General features: G+C 30.6%; 22 protein-coding genes and 1 other annotated feature. Of the genes, 12 read left to right on the top strand and 10 right to left on the bottom strand.

Translation table 11 applies throughout. The features are described from left to right. The first annotated feature begins 190 nt into the window (after window positions 1-190). The 5 genes from JMO20_RS13370 to JMO20_RS13350 all read left to right on the top strand — a co-directional run bounded on the left by JMO20_RS13370 (window position 191) and on the right by JMO20_RS13350 (window position 5,429). A complete protein-coding gene (locus tag JMO20_RS13370; protein WP_202710185.1) occupies window positions 191-1,327 on the top strand; it encodes a pyridoxal-phosphate-dependent aminotransferase family protein in 1,137 nt (378 codons plus the stop codon). Window positions 1,328-1,466: 139 nt separating this feature from the next. After that, the gene (locus JMO20_RS13365; RefSeq protein ID WP_202710184.1) at window positions 1,467-2,438 is read left to right on the top strand and encodes a phosphotransferase; all 972 of its coding nucleotides are present in this window, start codon (window positions 1,467-1,469) and stop codon (window positions 2,436-2,438) included. Between the two features lie 70 nt (window positions 2,439-2,508). After that, window positions 2,509-3,162 (top strand): NUDIX hydrolase, encoded by a 654-nt coding sequence (locus JMO20_RS13360; RefSeq protein WP_243414739.1) that lies wholly within the window; start codon window positions 2,509-2,511, stop codon window positions 3,160-3,162. Between the two features lie 67 nt (window positions 3,163-3,229). After that, window positions 3,230-4,783, top strand: a complete 1,554-nt coding sequence (gene cls / locus JMO20_RS13355) for a cardiolipin synthase (protein ID WP_202710183.1) — start codon at window positions 3,230-3,232, stop codon at window positions 4,781-4,783. A gap of 145 nt (window positions 4,784-4,928) precedes the next feature. Then, window positions 4,929-5,429 (top strand): GAF domain-containing protein, encoded by a 501-nt coding sequence (locus tag JMO20_RS13350; RefSeq protein ID WP_202710182.1) that lies wholly within the window; start codon window positions 4,929-4,931, stop codon window positions 5,427-5,429. Window positions 5,430-5,605: 176 nt separating this feature from the next. Here JMO20_RS13350 and tyrS read toward each other — a convergent pair whose 3' ends face one another. The 4 genes from tyrS to JMO20_RS13330 all read right to left on the bottom strand — a co-directional run bounded on the left by tyrS (window position 5,606) and on the right by JMO20_RS13330 (window position 8,839). Then, a complete protein-coding gene (gene tyrS, locus JMO20_RS13345; RefSeq protein ID WP_202710181.1) occupies window positions 5,606-6,835 on the bottom strand; it encodes a tyrosine--tRNA ligase in 1,230 nt (409 codons plus the stop codon). A gap of 26 nt (window positions 6,836-6,861) precedes the next feature. Then, on the bottom strand, window positions 6,862-7,338 hold the full coding sequence (locus JMO20_RS13340) for a GNAT family N-acetyltransferase (RefSeq protein WP_202710180.1): 477 nt from the start codon (window positions 7,336-7,338) through the stop codon (window positions 6,862-6,864). Window positions 7,339-7,454: 116 nt separating this feature from the next. Next, window positions 7,455-7,657, bottom strand: a binding site (T-box leader). A gap of 288 nt (window positions 7,658-7,945) precedes the next feature. Beyond that, window positions 7,946-8,317 carry a class II SORL domain-containing protein gene (locus JMO20_RS13335; RefSeq protein WP_202710179.1) on the bottom strand — a complete coding sequence of 124 codons (372 nt, stop codon included), beginning with the start codon at window positions 8,315-8,317 and terminating at the stop codon, window positions 7,946-7,948. Between the two features lie 147 nt (window positions 8,318-8,464). Next, window positions 8,465-8,839: a class II SORL domain-containing protein gene (locus JMO20_RS13330; protein WP_202710178.1), complete on the bottom strand. Its 375-nt coding sequence runs from the start codon at window positions 8,837-8,839 to the stop codon at window positions 8,465-8,467. A gap of 396 nt (window positions 8,840-9,235) precedes the next feature. Between JMO20_RS13330 and JMO20_RS13325 the strand changes: the two genes are divergently transcribed. Next, window positions 9,236-10,372: a THUMP domain-containing class I SAM-dependent RNA methyltransferase gene (locus JMO20_RS13325; RefSeq protein ID WP_202710177.1), complete on the top strand. Its 1,137-nt coding sequence runs from the start codon at window positions 9,236-9,238 to the stop codon at window positions 10,370-10,372. Between the two features lie 93 nt (window positions 10,373-10,465). Beyond that, window positions 10,466-10,813: a cupin domain-containing protein gene (locus JMO20_RS13320; protein WP_202710176.1), complete on the top strand. Its 348-nt coding sequence runs from the start codon at window positions 10,466-10,468 to the stop codon at window positions 10,811-10,813. Window positions 10,814-10,881: 68 nt separating this feature from the next. Here the strand turns inward: JMO20_RS13320 and JMO20_RS13315 are convergent, their stop codons facing one another. After that, window positions 10,882-12,243 carry an MATE family efflux transporter gene (locus tag JMO20_RS13315; protein ID WP_202710175.1) on the bottom strand — a complete coding sequence of 454 codons (1,362 nt, stop codon included), beginning with the start codon at window positions 12,241-12,243 and terminating at the stop codon, window positions 10,882-10,884. Window positions 12,244-12,636: 393 nt separating this feature from the next. Here JMO20_RS13315 and JMO20_RS13310 point away from each other — a divergent pair, with 393 nt between their 5' ends. After that, the gene (locus tag JMO20_RS13310) at window positions 12,637-13,788 is read left to right on the top strand and encodes a Card1-like endonuclease domain-containing protein (RefSeq protein WP_202710174.1); all 1,152 of its coding nucleotides are present in this window, start codon (window positions 12,637-12,639) and stop codon (window positions 13,786-13,788) included. A gap of 112 nt (window positions 13,789-13,900) precedes the next feature. On the opposite strand, the gene hcp is transcribed toward JMO20_RS13310, so the two are convergent. After that, window positions 13,901-15,547: a hydroxylamine reductase gene (hcp, locus tag JMO20_RS13305; RefSeq protein ID WP_202710173.1), complete on the bottom strand. Its 1,647-nt coding sequence runs from the start codon at window positions 15,545-15,547 to the stop codon at window positions 13,901-13,903. Window positions 15,548-15,899: 352 nt separating this feature from the next. Between hcp and JMO20_RS13300 the strand changes: the two genes are divergently transcribed. Next, window positions 15,900-17,393, top strand: coding sequence for a B12-binding domain-containing radical SAM protein (locus tag JMO20_RS13300; protein WP_202710172.1), 1,494 nt, complete (start codon window positions 15,900-15,902; stop codon window positions 17,391-17,393). Between the two features lie 115 nt (window positions 17,394-17,508). Then, window positions 17,509-18,567, top strand: coding sequence for a 4Fe-4S dicluster domain-containing protein (locus tag JMO20_RS13295; protein ID WP_202710171.1), 1,059 nt, complete (start codon window positions 17,509-17,511; stop codon window positions 18,565-18,567). 20 nt (window positions 18,568-18,587) lie between these two features. On the opposite strand, the gene JMO20_RS13290 is transcribed toward JMO20_RS13295, so the two are convergent. Both JMO20_RS13290 and JMO20_RS13285 read right to left on the bottom strand, forming a co-directional pair. Next, entirely contained in the window at window positions 18,588-19,580 is a 993-nt protein-coding gene (locus JMO20_RS13290; protein ID WP_202710170.1) for a DUF4003 family protein, read from the bottom strand. Window positions 19,581-19,657: 77 nt separating this feature from the next. Next, complete coding sequence (locus JMO20_RS13285) at window positions 19,658-20,503, bottom strand: hypothetical protein (protein WP_202710169.1); 846 nt, start codon at window positions 20,501-20,503, stop codon at window positions 19,658-19,660. A gap of 174 nt (window positions 20,504-20,677) precedes the next feature. Between JMO20_RS13285 and JMO20_RS13280 the strand changes: the two genes are divergently transcribed. Beyond that, window positions 20,678-21,202 carry a cob(I)yrinic acid a,c-diamide adenosyltransferase gene (locus JMO20_RS13280; protein WP_202710168.1) on the top strand — a complete coding sequence of 175 codons (525 nt, stop codon included), beginning with the start codon at window positions 20,678-20,680 and terminating at the stop codon, window positions 21,200-21,202. 130 nt (window positions 21,203-21,332) lie between these two features. Here JMO20_RS13280 and JMO20_RS13275 read toward each other — a convergent pair whose 3' ends face one another. Together JMO20_RS13275 and JMO20_RS13270 are read right to left on the bottom strand one after the other, a co-directional pair. After that, entirely contained in the window at window positions 21,333-21,698 is a 366-nt protein-coding gene (locus tag JMO20_RS13275; protein WP_202710167.1) for a DUF5362 family protein, read from the bottom strand. A 195-nt stretch (window positions 21,699-21,893) separates the two neighbouring features. Next, complete coding sequence (locus tag JMO20_RS13270; RefSeq protein WP_341534029.1) at window positions 21,894-22,406, bottom strand: peroxiredoxin; 513 nt, start codon at window positions 22,404-22,406, stop codon at window positions 21,894-21,896. A gap of 174 nt (window positions 22,407-22,580) precedes the next feature. On the opposite strand from JMO20_RS13270, the gene JMO20_RS13260 reads away from it, so the two are divergent. Further along, on the top strand, window positions 22,581-23,699 hold the full coding sequence (locus tag JMO20_RS13260) for a SpoIIE family protein phosphatase (RefSeq protein ID WP_202710165.1): 1,119 nt from the start codon (window positions 22,581-22,583) through the stop codon (window positions 23,697-23,699). Window positions 23,700-23,846 lie beyond the last annotated feature (147 nt).

Below are 23,846 nucleotides of genomic sequence, written 5' to 3'. Positions count from 1 at the left end.
GGTGGAGTAGAGTCTCCATCTGAAGCCCCGATGTTCTGCTTTAGCAGAACGAGTTCACTAAGTGGATTACATATTTACAAATTAAATATGATGTTGCTTGGAATTTAAATATGCAATTTCTTTAAATATCTGTATTGAGATTAATTAAGAAATTTGAAGTTTAAAATTAGTGTTAGAAAGGAGAGTTACTATGAATAAGAAAATGATTATGACACCAGGTCCAACTAGTATTCACGAAGATGTAAGATTGGCAATGGCAAAACCCATTACAAATCCTGACTTAGATCCAGAGTTTTATGAGTTCTATAAAAACACTGCTGAAAAGATAGGCAAATTAATGAATACAGATAATGAAGTTCTTATTTTATCAGGGGAAGGTATATTAGGTTTGGAGGCGGCATGCGCTTCATTAATAGAGCCAGGAGATAAAGTTCTTTGTATAGAAAATGGAATTTTTGGAAGGGGTTTTGGTGACTTTATTAAGATGTATGGAGGAGAATGCACTTTTTTCTCTGGAGATCCTAGAAGGTCAATTGATATTCACAAGCTAGAGGACTTTTTGAGCGAGAATAATGATTTTAAACTAGCTACAATGGTACATTGTGAAACCCCTTCAGGAATGTTAAATTCTATCAAAGAAATATCTCTGCTCCTTAAAAAGTATAATATATTAACAGTAGTAGATGCAGTATCCTCAATAGGAGGAGAAGATGTAAAGGTAGACGATTGGAAGATTGATATTGTTTTAGGAGGATCTCAGAAATGTTTATCTGCTTCACCAGGATTAACATTTTTGAGTGTAAGTGAAGATGCATGGTATTCTATTAGGAATAGGAAGCAGCCTATAATTGGATACTATTGTAATCTAAATATATGGCAAGACTGGTACAAGAAGAAATGGTTTCCATATACACAACCGATTAGTGATATATATGGTTTAGAAGTAGCCGTGGATAGGCTACTAAAAGATGATAAGAAATTCAAGAGACATGAAAGAATCGCTAATGCAGTTAGATATGCATTAACAGAGAGTGGAATTGAACTTTATCCTAAGGATGGATGGTCAAATACTGTAACTTCCTTTAAAACTCCTGGGGGAATAAAGGAAGAAGAAGTTAGAAATTATCTAGTTAATAATTATGGAATTATGATTGCCGGAGCATTTTCTGATTTAGCTGGAAAAGTTATGAGGATCGGTCATATGGGAGAGAACTGTAGAGAAGAAAAAGTGTTTATGACATTGAAGTGTTTAGATAAAGCTTTGAGATCATTTGGAATAAAATTAAAAAAAGAAATACATAAGGAATTTATAAATTGTTTAGATTAGATAGGGGTGGATACACCTCTATTTTTTATTAAGGAAGTTTTTGAAAATAAATTCTACAGGAGATTAGGAGAAGTATTCCATTTCAAAATATCAAGAAATATTATAAAATAAAGTAAAACTATAGTTATGGGGGATTTAGATGCTACTGCCAGAAATAAGAAATTGGAAGCATTGGGGAGAAATTTTCACCAATGAAGAAATATGGTTACCAATTGTGAAAGCAATATGTAGTAATGAAGGAATATGTTTTGATAATATTCGGGCTGGATATCCTGGCACAAATGCTGTTTTTATATTGGATAATAAATATGTTATAAAAATCTATCCAGAGAGATGTCATAAGGATTATGAGCATGAGGTAGAAGTGCATAAAGCATTACAAGAAAATAGAAAAATACCTATACCTAAAGTTATCTGTAATGGAAGTTTTCAAGATAGGATAGTTTGGCCATATATGATAATGGAATATAAATATGGTAAAGCAATAAGGGATATAAGGGATAAGATAAGCCACGAAAATTTAATGGATATATATAAGGATCTAGGTGAAATAGTAAAAGAAATACATAATACATCTTCAATTAAGCTAGAACAAATGGGTACTTCAAATATTAATTGGATAAAATTTGTTAATAATAGGGAAAAAAATTATATAAAAAATAATAAAGGCATCAGTAGGTTATCAAATACAGCTAAAATAAAGATACCTAGTTTAATCCGACAGTGGTTTGAGAATAATAAAGACTCCTCCTTGAATTTAGTGAATGGAGATTTAACTGAAGATCATTTATTATTAGAGTTTAAAAATAGCAAATGGCAAATTTCATCAATAATAGACTTAGCTGATAGCCTGATTGGTCAAAAGGAATATGAGTGGGTTCCTCTTTGGTTTGGTTTAATTAATAGAAACAAGTTAGGAATGGAGACATTTATGAATGCATATGATTCAAATACTGCATTAGATGAAGAGTTTAGAGAAAAAGCTATGGTATTTACTTTTTTACATCAATTTGGAGAGGAAATTATAGATGAAACTCTGGAAAAATTAGGGGTAAGTAACGTTGAAACTATTGATGAATTAAAGGATATTTTGTGGCCAAATTTTAAATAGTGGAAATTACATGTTCATAATTATAAATCAAATAGAATCTTGTGTAAAATTTAAACATGGGATTTCCATAATGAAGAATACTATATATAAGGAGATGTTTATGGATTTAAATACTATTAAAAATAAAATTGAAGGAAGAAATGCTAAGCCTTTAAACGTAGTAAAAAAGTACTCTGTAATATTACCACTAGTAATTGTTGATGGAGAATTACATATACTATATGAAGTTAGATCAAAAAATTTAAATACTCAGCCAGGTGAAATATCATTCCCTGGAGGTAAAGTTGAAGAAGGAGAAAATTATAAAGAGGCAGCAATTAGAGAGACCTGTGAAGAATTAAATATATGCAAGGACGATATTAAGGTACTAGGAGAGTTAGACTATATAGTATCTCCCTATAATTTTAAGTTACATATATATTGTGGAATTATAGATAACGTTGATGTAAATGATATACGATGTAATAAGGACGAAGTTGATCATATATTTACAGTTCCATTGAACTATTTCCTAAGAAATAATCCAATGGAGTACAATATAGAATTGGAAACAGTTATAGGAGAAGATTTTCCATATCATTTAATTCAAAATGGGAAGGAGTATAACTGGAGAAAAGGATTATATCCTGTATTTTTTTATGAATATAATAATTATGTTATTTGGGGCATGACTGCAAGATTTACGAAAAACTTTATAGATATATTAAATGGAGAAGTAAAGTGAAGTTTTGCCATATAGTGTTTAGGGTATTTATATAATAGATCTTAATTAAAAAAAGTGTGGTGATATTATGACTATAACTAAAAAATCAATAGCAACTCTTATTTTAATAATCGCTGCCGTTACCATAATAACAATTTTTATTTTTGGTATTCAAACGATTGATATTTATAAGGAAGTATTTAAAAGATTAGGTAAATTCTTAGGATTATTTCTTACCTTGTATACTGTATTTATAGCAATAGTAATATTTATGGAAAGCAAGAATCCATCTAAAACCGTTGCTTGGCTCATGGTGTTATTTATTATACCTTTTCTAGGCTTTATTTTATATATTTTTTTAGGTCAGAACATCAGAAAAAAATATAAGTATAAGAAGAAGAAGTATAATGATTATAAACATCTATCTAATAATGTGAGTACTCAGAAAGAACTTCTAAGGGAATCAGGAATCTTTAAAAACAAAGGTAGTAAAGTTAAAAGTAGACTGATTAATTTATTATTAAAAAATTCAGATTCACCATTTACTATAAATAACAAGGTGGAAATTTTGACAGATGGAGTTGCTACTTTTAGTGCTATAATAGATGAACTAGAGCAAGCTACTCATCATATTCATCTTGAGTATTTTATTATAAGAAATGATGAAATTGGGAATAAGATTAAGGATATTTTGATAAAGAAAGCGAATGCAGGGATAGAGGTCAGATTAATATATGATAGCGTAGGTTGCTGGAAAATAGGCAAGAAGTACATTAATGAGATGAAGCTTGCAGGGATAAAGGTATTTGCCTTTTCTCCAACAGCTATACCAGTACTAAGTAGAGAGCTGAACTATAGGAATCATAGAAAAATAATAGTTATAGATGGTAAAGTAGGGTTCTTGGGAGGACTTAATATTGGAGATGAATATCTAGGCCACGATCCAAAACTTGGCTATTGGAGAGATACCCATATGAAGATAAAAGGAGAAGGAGTTTATAGTCTTCAAAATATATTTTTAAAGGATTGGGAATTTGTTTCAGGTGAATATGTATCATCAGAAATATATTATCCAAAGTTAAAGTACTATGGTGAAGAATTGCTACAGCTTACATCTAGTGGACCAGATTCAGACTGGAAATCTATAATGCAAGCATACTTTACAATGATTTCTAATGCAGAGAATAGGATATGGATTGAAACTCCATATTTAGTACCAGGAGAAAGTATTACCACAGCTTTAATGGCAGCTGCGCTAAGTGGAGTAGATGTAAGAGTAATAATTCCAAATAAACCCGATCATTTACTAGTTTATTGGGCATCTAGAGGGAATGTAGAAGATTTATTAAGGGCGGGTGTAAAGGTTTATACATATGAGAAGGGATTTATACATAGTAAAGTGCTTCTTGTTGATGGGTCTGCTGCCACAGTGGGAAGTGCAAATTTAGATATTAGAAGCTTAGAGATTAACTTTGAGGTTAATTCATTTATTTATGATGAAGATGTTATTAATAGGTTAGAGGATGACTTTAAAAATGATTTAAAACATAGTAATGAAATTTTATTGGAAGAATTTTCAAAGCGTAGTATTTTCGAAAAATTTAAAGAGTCATTGGGAGTTCTCTTTTCTCCATTATTATAAATTATTAATCTAATCCTATATATACAAGTAAAAGTCTTTTGTATTATAATTATATATATTAAGAAATTTCATAAATAAATCGAATAATTATTTGAAATGAATTATGAAATTTTTACATATTAAGTATTTTGAAAGAGGTGATTGAATGCAACAGATAAAAAAGATAAAGACTGATGATAAGAAGAAGTTCTATAACTATGTAAATCTAAAGCTTACTGGATTAATCTGTGAAGAACCTGATTGGCTTGCTAATCTTTCTAATGCTTCGGCACTTTTATGGCTATTACTGGATGATATTAATTGGGTAGGGTTCTATCTTCATAAAAATAATGAGCTAGTATTAGGCCCTTTTCAAGGGAAACCAGCATGTACTCATATTGAAATAGGCAGAGGAGTATGTGGTACAGCAGCTGAAAGTCTAGAGACACAATTAGTTAAAGATGTACATGATTTCCCTGGACATATTGCATGTGATTCTGCATCTAAATCTGAAATAGTAGTGCCAATAGTTAGGGACGAGCAGTTAATTGGTGTGTTAGATGTCGACAGTCCTATTGTTGATAGATTTGATGAAGAGGATAAGGTATATCTAGAGAGATTTGTAGCTACTTTAAACAAGTATATGGACTGGAGTAATATAAAATAGAATCTATGTTTCTAAAGAGTTTTCTTATGTTTTTATGGGAATTATATAAAACTCTTCTCTAGATTAATCATTGATATTAATCACTTTTAGAGAAGAGTTTTATTTATGTTTTATGCAGATTTTATGACTTATAATAAATCTTGTTAGGGTATCAAATTAATGTATTCATTTGCTTATTACTTTATAATAACTTGATGATATACTTTTTTACCTTTTCTTATCATTAGCTTACCATCTTCAAAATCATTTAGAGATACTTCTAATCTAAAGTCAGTAACTCTATCCTCATTAACATAAACTCCACCTTGTTTAACTAGACGTCTAGCTTCACCATTTGAGCTTGTTAGTCCTACTTCTGTTAATAATGCTAGTATACCCATACCTTCATCAAACATAGAAGAATCAAGCTCTGTTGAAGGAATGGAAGCTGCCTTATCACCACCAGTAAATAGAGCTTTTGCGGCATCTTGAGATTTCTTAGCTTCTTCTTCTCCGTGTACGATTTTTGTTACTTCAAAAGCTAGTACTTCTTTTGCTTTATTGATTTCAGAACCCTCTAATGCTCCTAGTCTTCTAACTTCATCCATAGGTAAGAAAGTTAATAATGCTAAACACTTTTCTACTACCTTATCATCAACATTTCTCCAATATTGATAGAAATCATAAGGTGTGGTTTTCTTAGGATCAAGCCATAGAGCGCCATCTTCAGTTTTTCCCATTTTCTTACCGTCAGGGGTAGTGAGAAGAGTGAAGGTCATAACATATGAGCTCTCTCCTTCTTTCTTTCTAATTAAATCAATTCCACCTAGCATGTTTGACCACTGATCATTTCCTCCTACTTGAAGTTTACATTCGTATTTTCTATTAAGCTCTAAAAAATCATAAGATTGCATTATCATGTAGTTAAATTCAAGGAAAGTAAGTCCTTTTTCCATTCTTGACTTATAACACTCTGCGCTTAACATTCTATTAACTGAGAAATGTGCACCGATTTCTCTTAGAAATGGTAAATATTCTAAATTCATAAGCCAATCAGCATTATTATCCATAATTGCTTTATCGTCTTCGAAATCTATAAATCTTTTCATCTGTTCTTTAAAGCATTCAGCATTATTGTTAATATCATCTAAAGTAAGCATTTTTCTCATGTCAGTCTTTCCTGTTGGGTCACCAACCATAGTTGTTCCCCCACCAATTAGAATTATTGGTCTATGTCCAGCTTTTTGCATATGGGATATGGCCATTAAAGTTAGGAAATGACCTGCTGTTAAACTATCGGCAGTAGGGTCATACCCACAATAAAAAGTAACAGGTTCCTTTCCAAGTAATTCTCTAAGCTCATCTTCGTGGGAAGTTTGTTCAATAAAGCCTCTTTCCATTAAAATATCAAAAACATTTCTATCCATAGTATTCCTCCTATAATTAATATTTTTTATAAATCAATATACATGGTTTTATTTATGTCAATAAATCCTTTGTTAGAATAAAACTCTACTGCATCTTTATTAAAGGTATAAACCTTCAATTCCACTCTTTTTATACCATTTATATTAGACCAGTTAGTTACTTCCTTTAACAATAAATCTCCAACTCCCAGGTTTCTGAAACCTCTCTTAACTGCTATACTATCTAACTGAACCCATTTTCGCTTTTTAAGAATTGGAAAATCAGGTGATTCAATAATATAGCATTCAGCTAGACCAATAACTTTAGATTCATATTCAGCAACAAACAAAGCCTTGGAAGCATCGTTAATTAATCCTTCAATATAATTCCTTGATCTACCAATGGTATTAGGCTTGACGAAAAGCTCAGTATGTTCTTGTCTATGAAGTTCATCAAGTTCTGAATATATAGTACATAAGTCATGATAATCTTCTATCCTTGCTCCTCTGATTTGAATAGCCATATTAATCTCCCCCTTTATAATAGGTGAAGAAGTTATATAATTCATGATTAAGTATATATTGTATAAAGTTCTATATATAAAATCTTCTCAGAAAAATAAAAAGAGTCTTCTATCCATATAAGGACGAGAAGACCCGTGGTACCACCTTAGTTCACATCAAAAGATGCCTCTATGTCATAGTAACCCTTGACTAGGGCAATGTTTTCCATTGAAACTCCAGAGTGTAATTCATCTTCTTATGAACTGCAACTTTTCACCAACCAGCTTGCTCTCTAAATATTTAGTCATAAGAGACTACTAATTCCTTCAACGTTTATAATTTTCATTTAATTTGCTTTATATAATATTATAATGTTTGCTATTTTGTCAAGTGAAAATTGTATTATTATTATACTAAATCGATGATGATTTGTGATAGATTGTAATTAATCTATGAAACTGTATATTTACTAACTAAATATTTCTTTTACATGATTTGATCCCAAATAGAAGTCAATTATTCAATCTCTTTATTCATAAAATTAGTTGTATAGTAGCTGAATACTGGAGTCATAATGATAGAAACTTGAATAATATTTTAATGTGCAAGTTTGTCAATCAAATCTAATTAAAACTTTAATTCGGCTTTATTTTCCCACAGACCGTGAATATTACAGTAAGCCATAGCGTAGATAAAACCTGGTTTATTTAGAACTACATTAGTAGCTCCTGATGGTTCAGTATATACTCCAGCTTCACCGTGGGCAGTAAAATCAAAATTGGCTATTTGGATTGGGAATTTACCGTTTTCTTCAAAATAGAAGACTTTAATCCATTTAATGTGATGCTCAAGTTTATTGGGATGTTTAACTTCATCACCGATTGAAACCTTTAACTGAAAACCTTCGCTTTTTTTTACACTATCAGGCAAGTGAATTACAGGAACGTGTTTTTCACCTTTCCAATCGCCTGTTTGTAGTAGTTGACCTAAGCTTTGCATGATTACTCCTCCTTATCTAAATTTAATTTATATCAAGTTGTAATTTCTAATTTATTATTACCTATAATTTCAATAATATAAATGAAAATAAAAAAGTGACCGTTTTGGTTACGGTCACTTAAGAGTAGCTATAAATTAAGTAGAAAATTATTCTACTGTGATATCTATACTATTTTCCCACAATCCGTGGATATTACAGTAGCTTAAAGCATGAATAGTTCCTGATTTATTTAGTTTAACATGAGTTAAACTAACTGGTTCATCAAACATGTCTCCTTCGCCATGGGCAGAAAATTGGAATGTACCTAGCTCAACTGGAAACTTACTACCTTCTGCATGGAAGAACACTTTAAACCATGAAATATGATGCTCTAAAGTATTAGGATGCTTAATTTCGTCACCAATAGAAATTTTTAAATCAAAGCCTTCTCCAGCTTTAACTTTTTCAGGTACATGAATTACAGGAACATGCTTTTCGCCTTTCCAATCGCCCGTTTGTAAAAAATCTTTTAAACTTTTCATAAAACAATTCCTCCTTATTAATTTGAACTAATAATTTTATACCCAAATAATTTTAATAACAACATTTTTTTAGAAAAAAGGATAAAATTAAAGGATAAAATTACATGAAGTTCTGTTCATTGGGTTAAAAAACAATTATATGAGAAACTTTTGTAATTTAATCCTATATATACTTATGCAAGATTTAATTTGTTATGTGTATTATGAAGTTTTTCTGTAAAACTAATGATATAGTACATAAAGATTCCAGTTTCAGATATTAATTTTAGTGTGATTTTCAATATCTAAATTTCTTCTCTTAGTATAAAGTATGCTATAATGGATTTTTTCCAATAATATCTGTATAATGTTAATTAAATAGAAAAAGCTTAGAATATTTTATTAGGAGAGATATAAATGTCCACAGTTGAATTAATAGCAACTTCTACCTTCGGATTAGAAGCAGTTGTAAAGAGAGAAGTAACAGATTTAGGATTTGATATAATTTCTGTAGAAAATGGAAAAGTAACTTTTAAGTCAGATTTTTCAGGAATAGCCAAGGCTAATTTATGGCTTAGATCTGCTGATAGAGTTTTATTAAAAATTGGAGAATTTAAGGCAGAAAGCTTTGAAGAGTTATTTGATAAAACAAAAGCATTACCCTGGGGCGAATGGATTACTCAAGATGGAGAATTCACAGTTACAGGCAAATCAATAAAGTCTAAATTATTCAGTGTTCCCGATTGTCAGTCCATAGTAAAAAAAGCAGTGGTAGAAAAGCTAAAAGAAAAATATGAAGTTGATTGGTTTGAAGAAACTGGAGCTAAGTATACTATTCAAGTAGCCCTACTTAAGAATATTGCGACTTTAACTATTGATACCAGTGGAGAGGGATTACATAAAAGAGGATATAGAGAAACGGCTTTAGAAGCCCCTCTTAAGGAAACACTAGCTGCAGCGATGATACAGCTTAGTTTTTGGGATAAGAATAGACTATTAGTAGACCCCTTTTGTGGATCAGGGACTATACCAATCGAAGCGGCAATGATTGGTAGAAATATGGCACCAGGGCTACATAGAAAATTTGCATCTGAGGAATGGCCCCAAATTGGTGAGAAGATATGGAAGGAAGAAAGGGTAAAAGCGTTAAAGGCTATTAGACAAGATGTAGAAATAAATATTATTGCTTCAGATATAGATAAAAGGGCAATTGAAGTAGCAGAAAATAATGCTTTTGAAGCTGGAGTAGATGACTGTATAGAATTTAAGAGTATAGATATGGCAAAATTAAGGCTTAATGAAAAATATGGTGTAATAATATGTAATCCACCCTATGGAGAAAGATTAGGAGAAAAGGAAGAAGTAAGAGAATTATATAAGACTATGGGTATAAAGTTTAATAAGCTAGATACTTGGTCTAAATATGTTATAACTTCTGAGGAAGATTTTGAAAAATACTATAAAAAGAAAGCTGATAAAAAAAGAAAATTATATAATGGTAGAATAAAAGTAGATTATTATCAATATTATGGACCAAGACCACCTAAAAAATAAGGAAAATATAATAGATGAGGAAATTGTATGCAAAGATATATTTAAATTGTAAATATGCAATTTTTTCAAATATAAATAAAGGAGGAGTAAGAAATGATAGTTTCTCATAAAAGAAATGTGAATGGAACTAAGCTTGAAAGCCCAGAGGTAAAGAATGCATTGATGAAGGTGCTAATATCACCTAAGGAAGGCTGGGAAGGGCATGTTATGAGAATAATCGAATTAGAAGAGGGAGGATATTCTCCAAGACATACTCATCCATGGCCACATATAAATTATATAATTAGTGGTAAAGGAATATTGCATCTAGATGGAGAGGACAATGAATTGGAAGCAGGCTCTTTTGCATATGTTCCTGCTGGCAAGTTACATCAATTCAAAAACAATGGTAGTGAAAAGTTTGAGTTTATTTGTATAGTTCCAGAAGAAGGACATAAATAAGGAAAGTGCATATTGAAATTTTGTGCAAGATTATATCCTTTGAATAAGAGCATAAGAAAAGAGGGCGATTAAATAGCCCTCTTTTTTACTACCTTAGTTTCCCATCTTCCAGTCATATATAAGCCTAAACCAACTAAACAAATTACAGCATTACTCAAAATCATTGCATACCATACTGAGTTAGCACCTAAATTAGTATAGTTCTTAAATATAATAATCAGTGGAATTCTTACTGCCCAAAGTCGACCCATCATAATAATCATTGCCATTATAGTATGGCCTGACCCTTGAAAGGTTCCTATAAATATTTGGAAGAAGCCCATAAGAGGTATAGCTGTCACTATTAATTTAAGGTAAAAGGTCCCTTGGCTAAGAACGTCAGGATCTTTTGTAAACAATCCTATTACACTCTCTGAAATCATAAAAATAATTGACCCGCCAATAACTAGAACTACAGTAGATAATATTGCACTAGTTTTAACCGCTTTTTTTGCTCTATGGAGGTTATTTGCACCAAGGTTTTGCCCTACTATTGTAGCTAAAGCATTACCGATTCCCATGGCAGGCATTAGAATTAGAGAATTGATTCTATTTCCAATACCGAAAGCAGCCATTGTTGATTGGCCAAAGGATATTATAAAAATATTCAATATAGCAAACCCTAAGGCAGAAGTAGACTGGCCTAAAGATGATGGCCATGCCACTTTAATTAGCTTAGTTAAAACCTTTTTATTCCATGCTAAATGTCTCTTATGAAGACGTATACCTTCATTCGATAAGAAAAGTCTATATACAGCATATAAGGCAAATATACCCCTAGCAGTTATAGTTGCAATTGCAGCTCCTCTGATACCTAAGTCAAAGTAAAGTATAAGTATAGGGTCCAATATTATATTTAATGCAACTGATAATCCACCATAAATCATAGGGGAAACAGTATCACCTTGCCCCTGTTTAATTGAATTGAATCCAAAGAAAACAAACATAGTAGGAAGCCCTAATAACATCAAACTTAAAAATTCAACTGCTCTATTATAAAGCTCTCCTTCGCCACCCATAGCTTTAACAATATAAGGTGTTAAAAAATAACCTATAACACCTAATACTAAAGATGCTATAAAAGTGAAGGATATAACTTGACCTGCTACTTCAGTTGCGTCTTCTAAATCATTTGAGCCTGTATATTGGGAAATAAGTGCAGTACCAGCTATAGCAACTCCCATTCCCAATGACATCATAAAGAAAATGATAGGCCAAATAAGGGTCATAGCAGCTACTTCAGTCTCCCCTAATTTACTTACCCAAAAAGTATCGGTAAGATTATATATAGTTTGAATAAAATTATTGAGCATAATAGGTAAAGCAAGGGTAATGATTACCTTTGTCATATTTCCATTAAGTATTAAATCTCTTTTTTGTTTGAATTTCATATTATTCCTCCAATTACTTCACCAGTAAGTAATAAAATTTCAGTCCTTCATCATTATATCATGATTTATTTCGAGTATCAAAATAAATTTCTTTTTTATTTCTTCTCTAAGATAAGCAAACGTAGTAAAATACTAAGACGGAATTGTTTTTATAAATAAAATTGGAATGTGTTTATTGGACTAGCGAAAAATTAAGCAAGGGATTTAAAAATAGTTATGTAATTTAAATAGCAAGGGATTCCATAAATTATATAGAATATAAAGTATATAAGTAAAGAAATTGCACGTCAAAAGATTATTCGAATTTACGAAAAATATTTAATTTATAAATAGGTAGTTTCCTCAAATAATTATATATGAGGGATATTATTACAAAAATAGGGGGCAATTATGATGTATAAGGTTTTAATAAACTTATTAAGTGAGAATAACAATGATAATCTTATTCCTATAATGAAATTTAGACCTGAGGTGATAGTATTCATTTTTAAAAATAAAAGAGAAGATATAGAGACATTTAATGAAATTAAAAAATTTTTAGAAGAAAGAATGGATGGAGTAAAGGTAGTTGGAGAGAAGATTAAAGGGAATAGTATTTTAGTAATCGAAGAAATAATATCTAAGTATAAAGGTCAGGATTCATGTGTGAATTTATCGGGAGGAAGTAGAGTAATGGGGATAATAGCCTCTAAATGTGCACATAAATATGGAATTGATAATATAACTATGGATATAGATAATGGATTTATGCTCAGATCTGATGGAAAACAATCTTTAAAGTTAGACAAAGAATTAACTGATATATCAATTGAAGATATAATAGAAAGTACTGGTGGAGAGATTCTCTCAGAGAATAGCTTTACTATAGATATATTAATGAAATATGGTATTGTGAACTATATAATAAATAACACAGATATTTGGCATGAGTTTACAAGGATCTTTGCTGATAGAAAAACGACTATATCCTTTAGTTTTCTAGATAAGCCCCTTGAGATGTTGATAAAATGGGATAGAGTTAAGGATGATATCAAAAAAATCTTAATAGATTTTATGGATAGATTAGATAGAACGGGTCTCATAAATATATTTTATAATACTGAAAAATCAATGAGATTTAAGTTTAGAAATATTGGTCTAAAAAAATATTTTCTTACTTCAGGTAGCTGGCTTGAATCAGTGGTTTATAGTGCATTTAAAGATGTGAAAAACGCCGATGATATTAAAAGTGGAGTTTTCTTTATGTGGGATGATGATGCTAAGGATATTAGAAATGAATTAGATGTAATGGCTTCAATAGATTCCAAACTTATATGCATATCTTGTAAGGATACCTCAAGATTCGATGAAGATGATTTGAATGAATTGCACGTTTACTCTGAAAGATTAGGGGGAAAGAATGTAGTAAAAATACTCGTATCAACTAGTGAATCTTATAAGGGTACGACTGTCCATAGGGCAAGGGAGATGAATATTAGATTAATCCAGTTTGATGGTAATATGGATAGACTAGTAAAGAATCTTAGAAAGGCTATAAAAAAATAGTCAATAGACAAACCACAATAAAAAGCAGCCACTATTTATGTGACTGCTTTAATATTGCTAATAATCGTTCTAGTATATTTATAATACAATTAATTATATAATTTGCTTTAAATTAAGCTCCTAAGAACATTTTCATATCATCTTCTACATTAGTAATTCCGCCGATTCCAAACTTCTCAACTAAAACATTTGCTACATTTGGAGATAGGAATGCAGGTAGAGATGGCCCTAAGTGAATATTCTTCACTCCTAGGTATAATAGAGCTAGAAGAACAATTACAGCTTTTTGCTCGTACCAAGCTATATTATATGAGATTGGAAGCTCATTAATATCGTTTAATTCAAATACTTCTTTTAATTTTAAGGCAATAACTGCAAGTGAGTATGAGTCGTTACATTGTCCAGCATCTAATACTCTAGGGATTCCACTTATATCACCTAATTCTAATTTATTATATCTATATTTTGCACATCCAGCAGTAAGAATTACTGTATCATTTGGTAACTGCTCTGCAAAGTCTGTATAATAACTTCTTCCCTTCATTCTACCGTCACATCCAGCCATTACAAAGAATTGCTTAATTGCACCTGACTTAACAGCATCTACAACTTTATCTGCAAGTTGCATAACTTGGTTATGAGCGAATCCACCAACGATTTCTCCCTTTTCTATTTCTGTTGGAGAGTCACATTTTTTAGCATGTTCGATAATTGCAGAGAAGTCTTTTTCTCCATTTTCGTTTTTATCTATATATTTAATACCTTCAAAACCAACTGCTCCTGTTGCATAAACTCTATCTTTATATGAAGCTTTAGGTGGAACAAGACAGTTTGTAGTCATTAAAATAGGTCCGTTAAACTTTTCAAACTCTTCGTTTTGTTTCCACCAAGCATTTCCATAGTTTCCAACAAAGTGATCATATTTTTTAAATGCTGGATAGTAGTTAGCTGGTAGCATTTCACTGTGAGTATAAACGTCTACACCAGTTCCTTTAGTTTGCTCTAATAACTGCTCCATGTCTTTTAGGTCATGGCCACTAATTAAAATAGCAGGATTATTTTTCACTCCAATGTTAACCTTAGTTAACTCAGGGTTACCATAAGTTGAAGTATTAGCCGTATCTAATAAAGCCATAACATCTACACCATACTTACCTGTTTCCATAACTAATGCAACTAATTCGTCAGCAGTTAAGCTGTCATCAGTTGTAGCAATAAGAGCTTTTTGAATAAAAGCATCTAATTCTTTATTGTGACTATCAAGATTCATGGCATGATGATAATAAGCTGCCATACCTTTTAGTCCATAAATAGTTAGTTCTCTTAATGATCTTACATCTTCATTCTCTGTTGATAGAACACCTACTAATTTAGCTTTTTCTTCAAAAGCTTCAACAGAATTTGCAAACCATAAAGCTGAATCATGGTTTATATCGTCCACATTTCCACCAGCTTCAACTACAGATTTTTTAGTTTCTTCACGTAAGCTTAACGCCTTTTTAATTCTTTCAATGAATTCTGCCTTATTGAAGTTAGCATTTGTAATAGTTGTGAATAAACTTTCAATTATAAACTCATCAGCTTCATCAGTTAAAATATTAAGGTTTCTAGCCTTAGTATTGTAGAATGAAATTCCCTTTAAAGTATAGATTAATAAATCCTGTAAATTAGCTACATCATCAGGTTTACCACACACACCCCTTACTGTACATCCTTGACCTTTTGATGCTTCTTGACATTGATAACAAAACATACTCATATACAATACCTCCTCATTTTATCTAGTATTTTATAAATACACTTGAAATTTTATTTTAAATACGCATCTATGGGATTATTATGCGTAACAAGTACTTAAGTTGGTAAAATCAAATGTTTGCTTATCCCTTACAACTATATGATATCTGATAGAGTAATCTACCACTGTGATTGCTATCAAAGTAAATTGTGATGTATATCACAAAATAGGAAATAGTGTATTTAAATACTATAAAATAGGAAATAATCTAAATGATTGAGGAAATTGCATACTAAAATTTTATATGTAGAAATATATTTAATTTGTAAATATGCATTTCCTCAATCAAGAAAATCAGTTGGAGGGTTTATTTATGAATAAGGTATTATTAATTGGATTTTATAATGAAAAGGCATTAGGAGTTAAATATCTAGCAAATAGTTTAAATAAAAATGGGTTTGTTACTAGTATTGTATATTTTAAAGAGTTTAATAGTGTTAAACCAAGTAAAGGTAGTGAAGTAGAGATAAATTTATTATTGAAATTGATTGAGGATGTAAAGCCAAATTATATAGGATTAAGTGTTATGTCATCACTATATCTAGAGACCGTTATACAGGTCAATAAAGCCATAAAGGCTGAATGTGATATTCCTATAATATGGGGTGGAGTATATCCTACTCTATTTCCAAAGGATACAATGAAGTATGCAGATTATGTAATTAGAGGAGAAGGAGAATTAGCTTTAGTTGAGTTGTTAAGAGAATTAGATAGAAATGGAAACATTGAAAAAGTAGAAAATCTAGCATATGAAACAAAAACTAAAAATATTAAAATAAATGATGTGAGACCTTTAGTAAGTAATCTAGACGAGTTGGGCTATCCACAAATAATGAACAAAGAAAGCTACTTTATACATAATAATAAAATTGAAATAGGTGATCCCCAGGAAAAAGATATAGTCTATGAGATGACTGCATCAAGGGGATGTCCTTTTACATGCTCATATTGTAGTTCTATTAATTTAAAAAGGTTATATATGCACAAAGGCAAATATGTTAGGTTCAGAAGTGTTGATAGTGTTATTAATGAGTTAAAAGATGTTAAAAATAGGATAAAGAGATTAAGAGTAATTCATTTCTGGGATGAGATATTTTCAGACGATCCTAATTGGATTAAAGAATTTGAAAAAAGGTATAAATCTGAAATTAATTTACCATTTAAAATATGGGGGCATCCATTGAAGATAAATCAGAGAACAGTCAAAGGTCTAGTTAATGCAGGGTTATATCAAATGGTAGTAGGAATTCAAAGTGGATCGCCTAAAATAAGAAAAGATATCTTTCATAGAGGAGAAACTCAAGAGGATATCATAGATGCTAGCAGAATATTATCCCATAATAAGGTTCCTAAAGTAATATATGACCTTATGCTTCAACATCCCTTTGAAACAACTGAAAGCTTAATAGAGACATTTGAGCTCTGCTTAGAACTAGCACATCCGTTTGAATTGCAGATTCATGGGTTAAATTTCTTACCAGGGACAGATATCGTAGAAAAAGCAGTATTAAATGGATATCTAACAATGGAAGAAATGAAAAAGACTATGTATGGTAATATAGACAAACAATATGACGCATATTGGGGAGTTGAAGATAGAGATAAAAAAGAGGTTGATAATATTTGGGTTTCTCTAATATATCTTACTCAATTTCCTAAATTAAAGCCAGTGGTCGAATTATTGGCAAATGAAGTTAGAAAAGGACATAGTAAGAGTGTAGTTATTACATTGCAAAAAATCATGTCTCATGCTAAAATGTTTAAAAGCTTGGCACAAAAAGCCAAGTTAGCTTCAGGTTTAAAGTGACCGTGTAAATAGGCAAGCTCCTTACTTTATATTTAATCTTACAAAATTATAAATAGATAAACATTATGGATCTTGCTCAATTAATAATTAGAGTCTTAAAAAAAGGAGATATATAATGAAAAGAATCGACGAAAGAGATACTATGTTTGCGAGAATGAATTATAAAGAAGGAACTGAGCAGTATAATGATTATTATGAAAGAAATAAAGACAAGAAGGAAAAAGATGATGACATAAGACAAAGACCTCAAATATGTGGAGAAGGTACTGCAACATATAGCCCTATTAATTCACCTATAGCAGATGCTAATTTTAGGTTTTTAAGTGATATAAAGGCGTTATCGGAGGGACCTGTAAACCCTAATAAAGTAGAGATAAATGAGGATGAAATGACTAGAAAAATCAAAGGATTGACACTTCATTATGGAGCTAAATTAGTAGGTGTAACTAAAATGGAGGACTATCATTATTATAGTCATAGGGGAAGACATGAAGAAGTATATGGCGAAGAAGTAAAGGCAAATCATTCCTACGGGATAGTTTTTGCAGTGGAGATGGACAAGCAAATGATTAATAGGTCTCCACAGGTATCAGAAGTTATAGAAACTTCAAAGGCCTATGTAGATGCAGCTATAATAGGGATGCAAATTTCATACTATATTAGAGAACTAGGGTACGAAGCAAGAAATCATATGGATGCCAATTACTTAGTCGTTGCACCATTAGTGGCTATGGATGGTGGTATAGGAGATATAGGGAGAAATGGAATTCTTATTACCAAAGAGTATGGTCAAAGAGTAAGGTTAGGTGTAGTAACTACGAATATACCTTTAGTTTGTGACGAAAGAGTTGATTTTGGGGTTAGAGAATTTTGCAAGGAATGTAATAGATGCATTAGAACCTGTCCAGGAAAGGCCATACCATCAGGAGATCCTGTAGAAATAGATGGTATTGAAAGATGGAAGATAATACAGGAAGACTGTTATAAAATGTGGAGGAGTTTAGGAACGGACTGTGGCATTTGTATAAGTAGTTGTCCCTTTAGTCAAGGTGTGCCTTTAGAAATGATTGAGAGAATAAAAGACTCTAAGGAGACAATAAGTGAAGCATTAAGGAGGCATGACGAAAAGCATGGCATAAGGCCATATATAAAAGAGCCACCAGAGTGGCTCTAAAATTTTAGAAATTATGAAAATTATCCAATAGTAGCTGCTGAAGTGGCAGTAATAGAAGATATTAGTGCGGCATTTTGTGCTTGAACTAATGCCTCTATTGATGTGCTAATACCTGTTTCAATAATGGTTATATCATCGTAGAGGTTTTTTATTACACTTGAAATAACTAATAAAGTAGCCATTGTTAGGTTCATATCCTTTGAAGATTTAAACTCTTTAGTATTATTAAATCTATTAGAAATCTCATTTATTAGTGTTATTTCTTCATCTAGCTCTCTGTCTACAATAGACATCAAACCAATTTGAGGATAGTGCATTTTTCTGATTTTCAAGTCTTCATTAATTAGTTGCTCAAGCAATCTATTACATCTATTGATAATAAGTAGTTTATTTTCAGTGTTTGTTAACATGAGTATGTGAGATAAAAACTGTAAGTCATTTCCCTTTTTAAAGTCAAGCTGTGATAGATTAGAATAATAAAACTCAATTTCTTCCATTAGCACTTCAGTTGGTAATTCGGATTTAGATAACAGTATAGCTAATGGATAATCACCTTGAGATGTTAAGAAAAAGTGATAGCCTTTCATACCTTTGTAAATAGCCAAAGCTTTATCAATTCTCTCCTCTAAGCTAATATCATGTTGTCTAGTAGTCATCAAAGCTAAAGCAGATATAATAGTGTAAGGACCCTTTTTAAGGCCTGATGATACTAATAAATCATGCAACTCAATTAACTCATTAAAAGCCTTTTTAGGCTCATCAAACTTAGTAATTAAACTGGCGGCTGTTGTAAACCTTTGATGAGAGCGTAGTGTTGAGAATATACTAGCATTCTTTCTTATATATTCACTTAAGTCTATGAGATCACTTAATACGAATTTCTTTTCATTTATAGTATATAAAAGCGATATCATCATTAAAATTTGATTATTAGTTTTCCATTTAAGTTCCCTATAAAGTTCATGATAGATTTCTAAATAGTTTTCTACACTCTCATGTATGTGACTATTCAAAAAACCAACCCCTTTTTAAAGTATTTGCTTATATTATAGCATAAGTAATGAAAAATATCTTAAGTCTTAATAGCTGATTATTTTTTTATAATAGAAGATTTGGAAAGTATTTCTTTATCACATAAATCAATAGTATCATTATTCGGTGCTAGAATGTATAGGACGAAGGTCATTTTATATTCATCAATATATTTAGCATAAATTCTTCCCTTTAGAGTTCTTATTGGAAATTCTTCTTTAGTATAGTATTTAGATATAGGCTCACCATATTGCAAATAACCTCTTTGATGTTCTTTATACTTATGAATGGGAGTATTTGTTTTTATAGTGGAATCTATCTTCATCCATTGATTTAATCCCAAATAACTTATATTCGTTTCAATATTGTCAACTTTACTTTCAAAGATACGTGAATTGCTAGGACATCCCAGAGAAGAAAGAACTAGCTTTAATTGATCATACTTTGGAATTTGAGTTAGTTCTTTTATGTTTATGGAACCATCTTCGTTAAAGCCATACATATTGTCAGGATTCTCATTATTATATATGACATATCCACCGTAGAAACTGCCAAAATAGGGAGAATTAGGGTCATAATAAGAGGAGCATCCTTCTAAGGCCTTAAAGTGTCCAAAATTATATAAAATAGTCAAAGATAAATCCTGATCTGTATATTTTGAAAAACCTTTATCGCTGTTAAAATACATCATGAAAGGATACCAATCTCTTTTTAAGGTACTATTGCCTCCAGGAATGTTAAAGTCAATATTTTTTTCACATAAAATACTCTTTTTTTCTTGTAATAGACTATAAGGAAACATAATAATATAGCTTCTAAACATAAAATAAATGGGAGTTAGAGAAAATAGGTAAATAGCTAACATAATAAGTAGTATCTTAAAAAATCTTTTCTTAAAAACCATAGACGCCTCCTATTTGACACTAGTTACTATTATATATTTCCAATTTATATAAATAATAATAGTTTTTCAATTTAAATACAATGATATCAATAAAAAAAGATATAAAAGAGTGATTATGGGTAAATATAAAGATAATGATAAAAGCCTTTTTATTAATATTAAGGAGTGATTAGAGTGAATATATATACCAAAACTGGAGACAAGGGAAAAACTAGTCTTTTTGATAGCAAAAGAGTGTCTAAGGATGATCTAAGAGTTGAAAGCTATGGAACTATAGATGAACTTAATTCTCATTTAGGCCTAGCTAAGAATTTCATTGAAGATAAAGAAATGTATGACCTTATTCATGATATTCAGAGAAAACTTTTTAATGTAGGAGCTGAACTTGCAACTAGTGAACCAGAAAAAACGCCAGTCAAGATAAAAGAAGAGGATATAGCCTTTCTAGAGAAAATGATAGATAAATTTATGAATAAAGTAAAAAAACCAGATCACTTCATAATACCTGGAACTAGCAAACCAGCTGGCTTTCTTCATATAGCAAGAACTGTTTGCAGGAGGGCAGAGAGAAGAATAGTTTCATTATCTGGAGAAGTAGAGGTAAATCCTTTTCTTGTAAAGTATGTTAACAGACTTTCGGATTTGATTTATACATTGGCTAGGGTTTCAGAAAAAGAATTAGATGAAGTTGAATTTTAAAAAGAAGTAGTTTCTTTTGAACAGATTATGTTTTTTTATAATAGATAGGTTATAGAATGAAGACATTAAAATACACTCTGGATAGAGTGTATTTTAATGTCTATTCGCAGTTTTCTTGTTAGCAATCTCTTTAATAGTAGAAGCCCTGACTCATAGAAATAAATGATACAATTGCAATAATAAAAGAAATAATACCTAAAGCTAGAGAAATGATAATTAGAATCCCTTGAATTTTAAAATATGAACCTAAATTTTCAAATATACTATTAATTTGGTCACTGCTACCAGATAAGTAAAGGTCAATAGAAGCCTTAGTACTTCTAAGCTTGAGACCTAAAATAATAGCTAAGACTCCAGGTATGATACCTACAATTGAAATACAAGATAAAATTCCAGAAATAATAGTCATAATTCCAACAAAATTCACCCATTTGCTAAGGGTTTCCATTAACAATCTATCAGGGGTAGTATAAGTAGGTTGATTGTTATTTTCCATATTGACACCTCCTATTTATGAGTTTCTTACAACCATTATATATAATATAAAACAATTATATAACAAAAATGGAAAACTAATCAATAAATAGTATGGTTACATAAGTAAGGAAATTGCATAAAATTTTAATATGCAATTTTTTCAAGTATTAAGGGATAACTTTACAAATAAAGTTATCCCCTAAAGTTATTGTAACTATAAGGTTTCTTGACCTTCTTCCCAGTTTACAGGACAGGCGGCTCCTGCTTGCAAAGCTTTAAGAATTCTAAGGATTTCTTCAATATTTCTTCCTACATTTGTGTTATAGATTGAATATTGTTGAAGATTACCATCAGGGTCAATAATAAAAGTCCCTCTTAAAGCAATTCCACCAGCTGCATCATAATAAACTTCATACTCCTTTGAAATTTTCTTATCATAATCTGCAAGCAGAGGGTAGTCTATGCCACCTAGACTATCAATCCATGCCTTATGGGTAGGAATACTATCTGTGTTAGCACCTAAAACAACTGCATTAAATTTTTCGAATTCTTTTAACCTACGGTTAAATTCGGGAACCTCAGTGCTTCAGACAGGAGTAAAGTCTAATGGATAGAAGAATAAAACTACCCATTTTCCTCTTAGTTTACTTAAAGTGATATCTTTATCTTGAGTACTTGGTAGAGTAAATTCTGGTGCTTGTTCTCCAATTTTAATAATAATGTTCACCTCCAAAACAATAAATAGATAGATTTTATAGTACAGCCAACTAATATTAATTATGTCTATAAATAAAAAATTAATTCATGTTTTTATTTTAATCAACTCTTTTTATTTATCTATGTTATAATAAGCTTATATGGAGAAAGTGATAAACTTTTTTCCTTAAATGAGGGGGATAATATGCTAAATAAGAAAATGACTATATCTTCTGAGAAAATAAAGGGTCATACAAGGCTTAATTATGATATATTAGATGGAATGGTTGATTGGGTAAGAGTGATTGATACAAATAATATAATTATATATGCAAACAAGCCTATGAAAGATGAACTTGGAGAGGACATCGTCGGTAGTGTTTGTTATACAGCATTAGGTAAATGTTGTAGTTGCAAAAGATGTATAACCAATACAACTATTACCACAGGATTTCCGTCTGAAAAAGAAGAATCAGTAGGTGATAAGATATATTCTGTAAAAAGCTCACCAGTAAAGGATAAAGATGGAAATATATATGCAGCTGTAGAAGTATTTAGAGATGTTACTAGAGAAAGAATCTTAGAAAGAGAAATAAAAAAGAAGAATAAAAAAATGAGTAAGGATTTAAACTTTGCAAAGACACTCCAAGAAAAAATATTACCATCTAAGGGTCAATATGATAATGTTAATATTGATTATATATATAGACCATCAGAGATGTTAAGTGGTGATATTTTTGATATATTCCATATTGATAAAAACCATATTGGAATTTACATCAGCGATGTAGTTGGTCACGGAGTGACATCTTCAATGATGACTATGTTTATTAGGCAAACTATGAAAGCTATTAAAGATGAAATATTTGAACCTGGTAAAGCTTTATCTGAACTCCATAAGAGGTTTTTATCTCTAAACTTAGATGATGATAGATACTTCACAATTTTCTATGGTGTTTTAGACAAACGCGATAATATTTTTAAGTATGCTAATGGTGGACATAATAGTATTCCGATATTGTTTAACAAAGATAGATTTCGATTGCTTGAAGCAACTGGTTTTCCAATTTCATATTTATTTGAAAACATTGAATATGAGGAAAAATTAATTAAGCTAAAGCAAAGAGACAAAGTGGTTTTTTATACTGATGGTATAATAGAGGCTAAGAATAATTTGCGTGAACAGTTTGGGTTAGATAGACTTGTAAATATAGTTAAGAACTCAAAAGATAAACTAATAAACAATATAGAAAGAGAAATATATGATTTTAAATGTGATGAACAGGAAGATGATTTCGCTATTTTAACAATGGAAATACTTTAAATATAAAATTAGTCGTATTAATACGGCTAATTTTATTATTTCATATACAGTCTATAATGGAATCGATGTAGCCATATATACAAAGTATATTTTAAGCTAAGGTAAGCTAATGATAAAAATTAAATTAAAGCTTCTTATCTTAAAAAG

Origin of the sequence: Sporosalibacterium faouarense, assembly GCF_016765695.1 — a bacterium.
Classification (GTDB): Bacteria; Bacillota; Clostridia; order Tissierellales; family VENL01; genus Sporosalibacterium; species Sporosalibacterium faouarense.
Note: the sequence above shows the minus strand (reverse complement) of the source record. Positions and strands in the feature narration are given on the sequence as shown.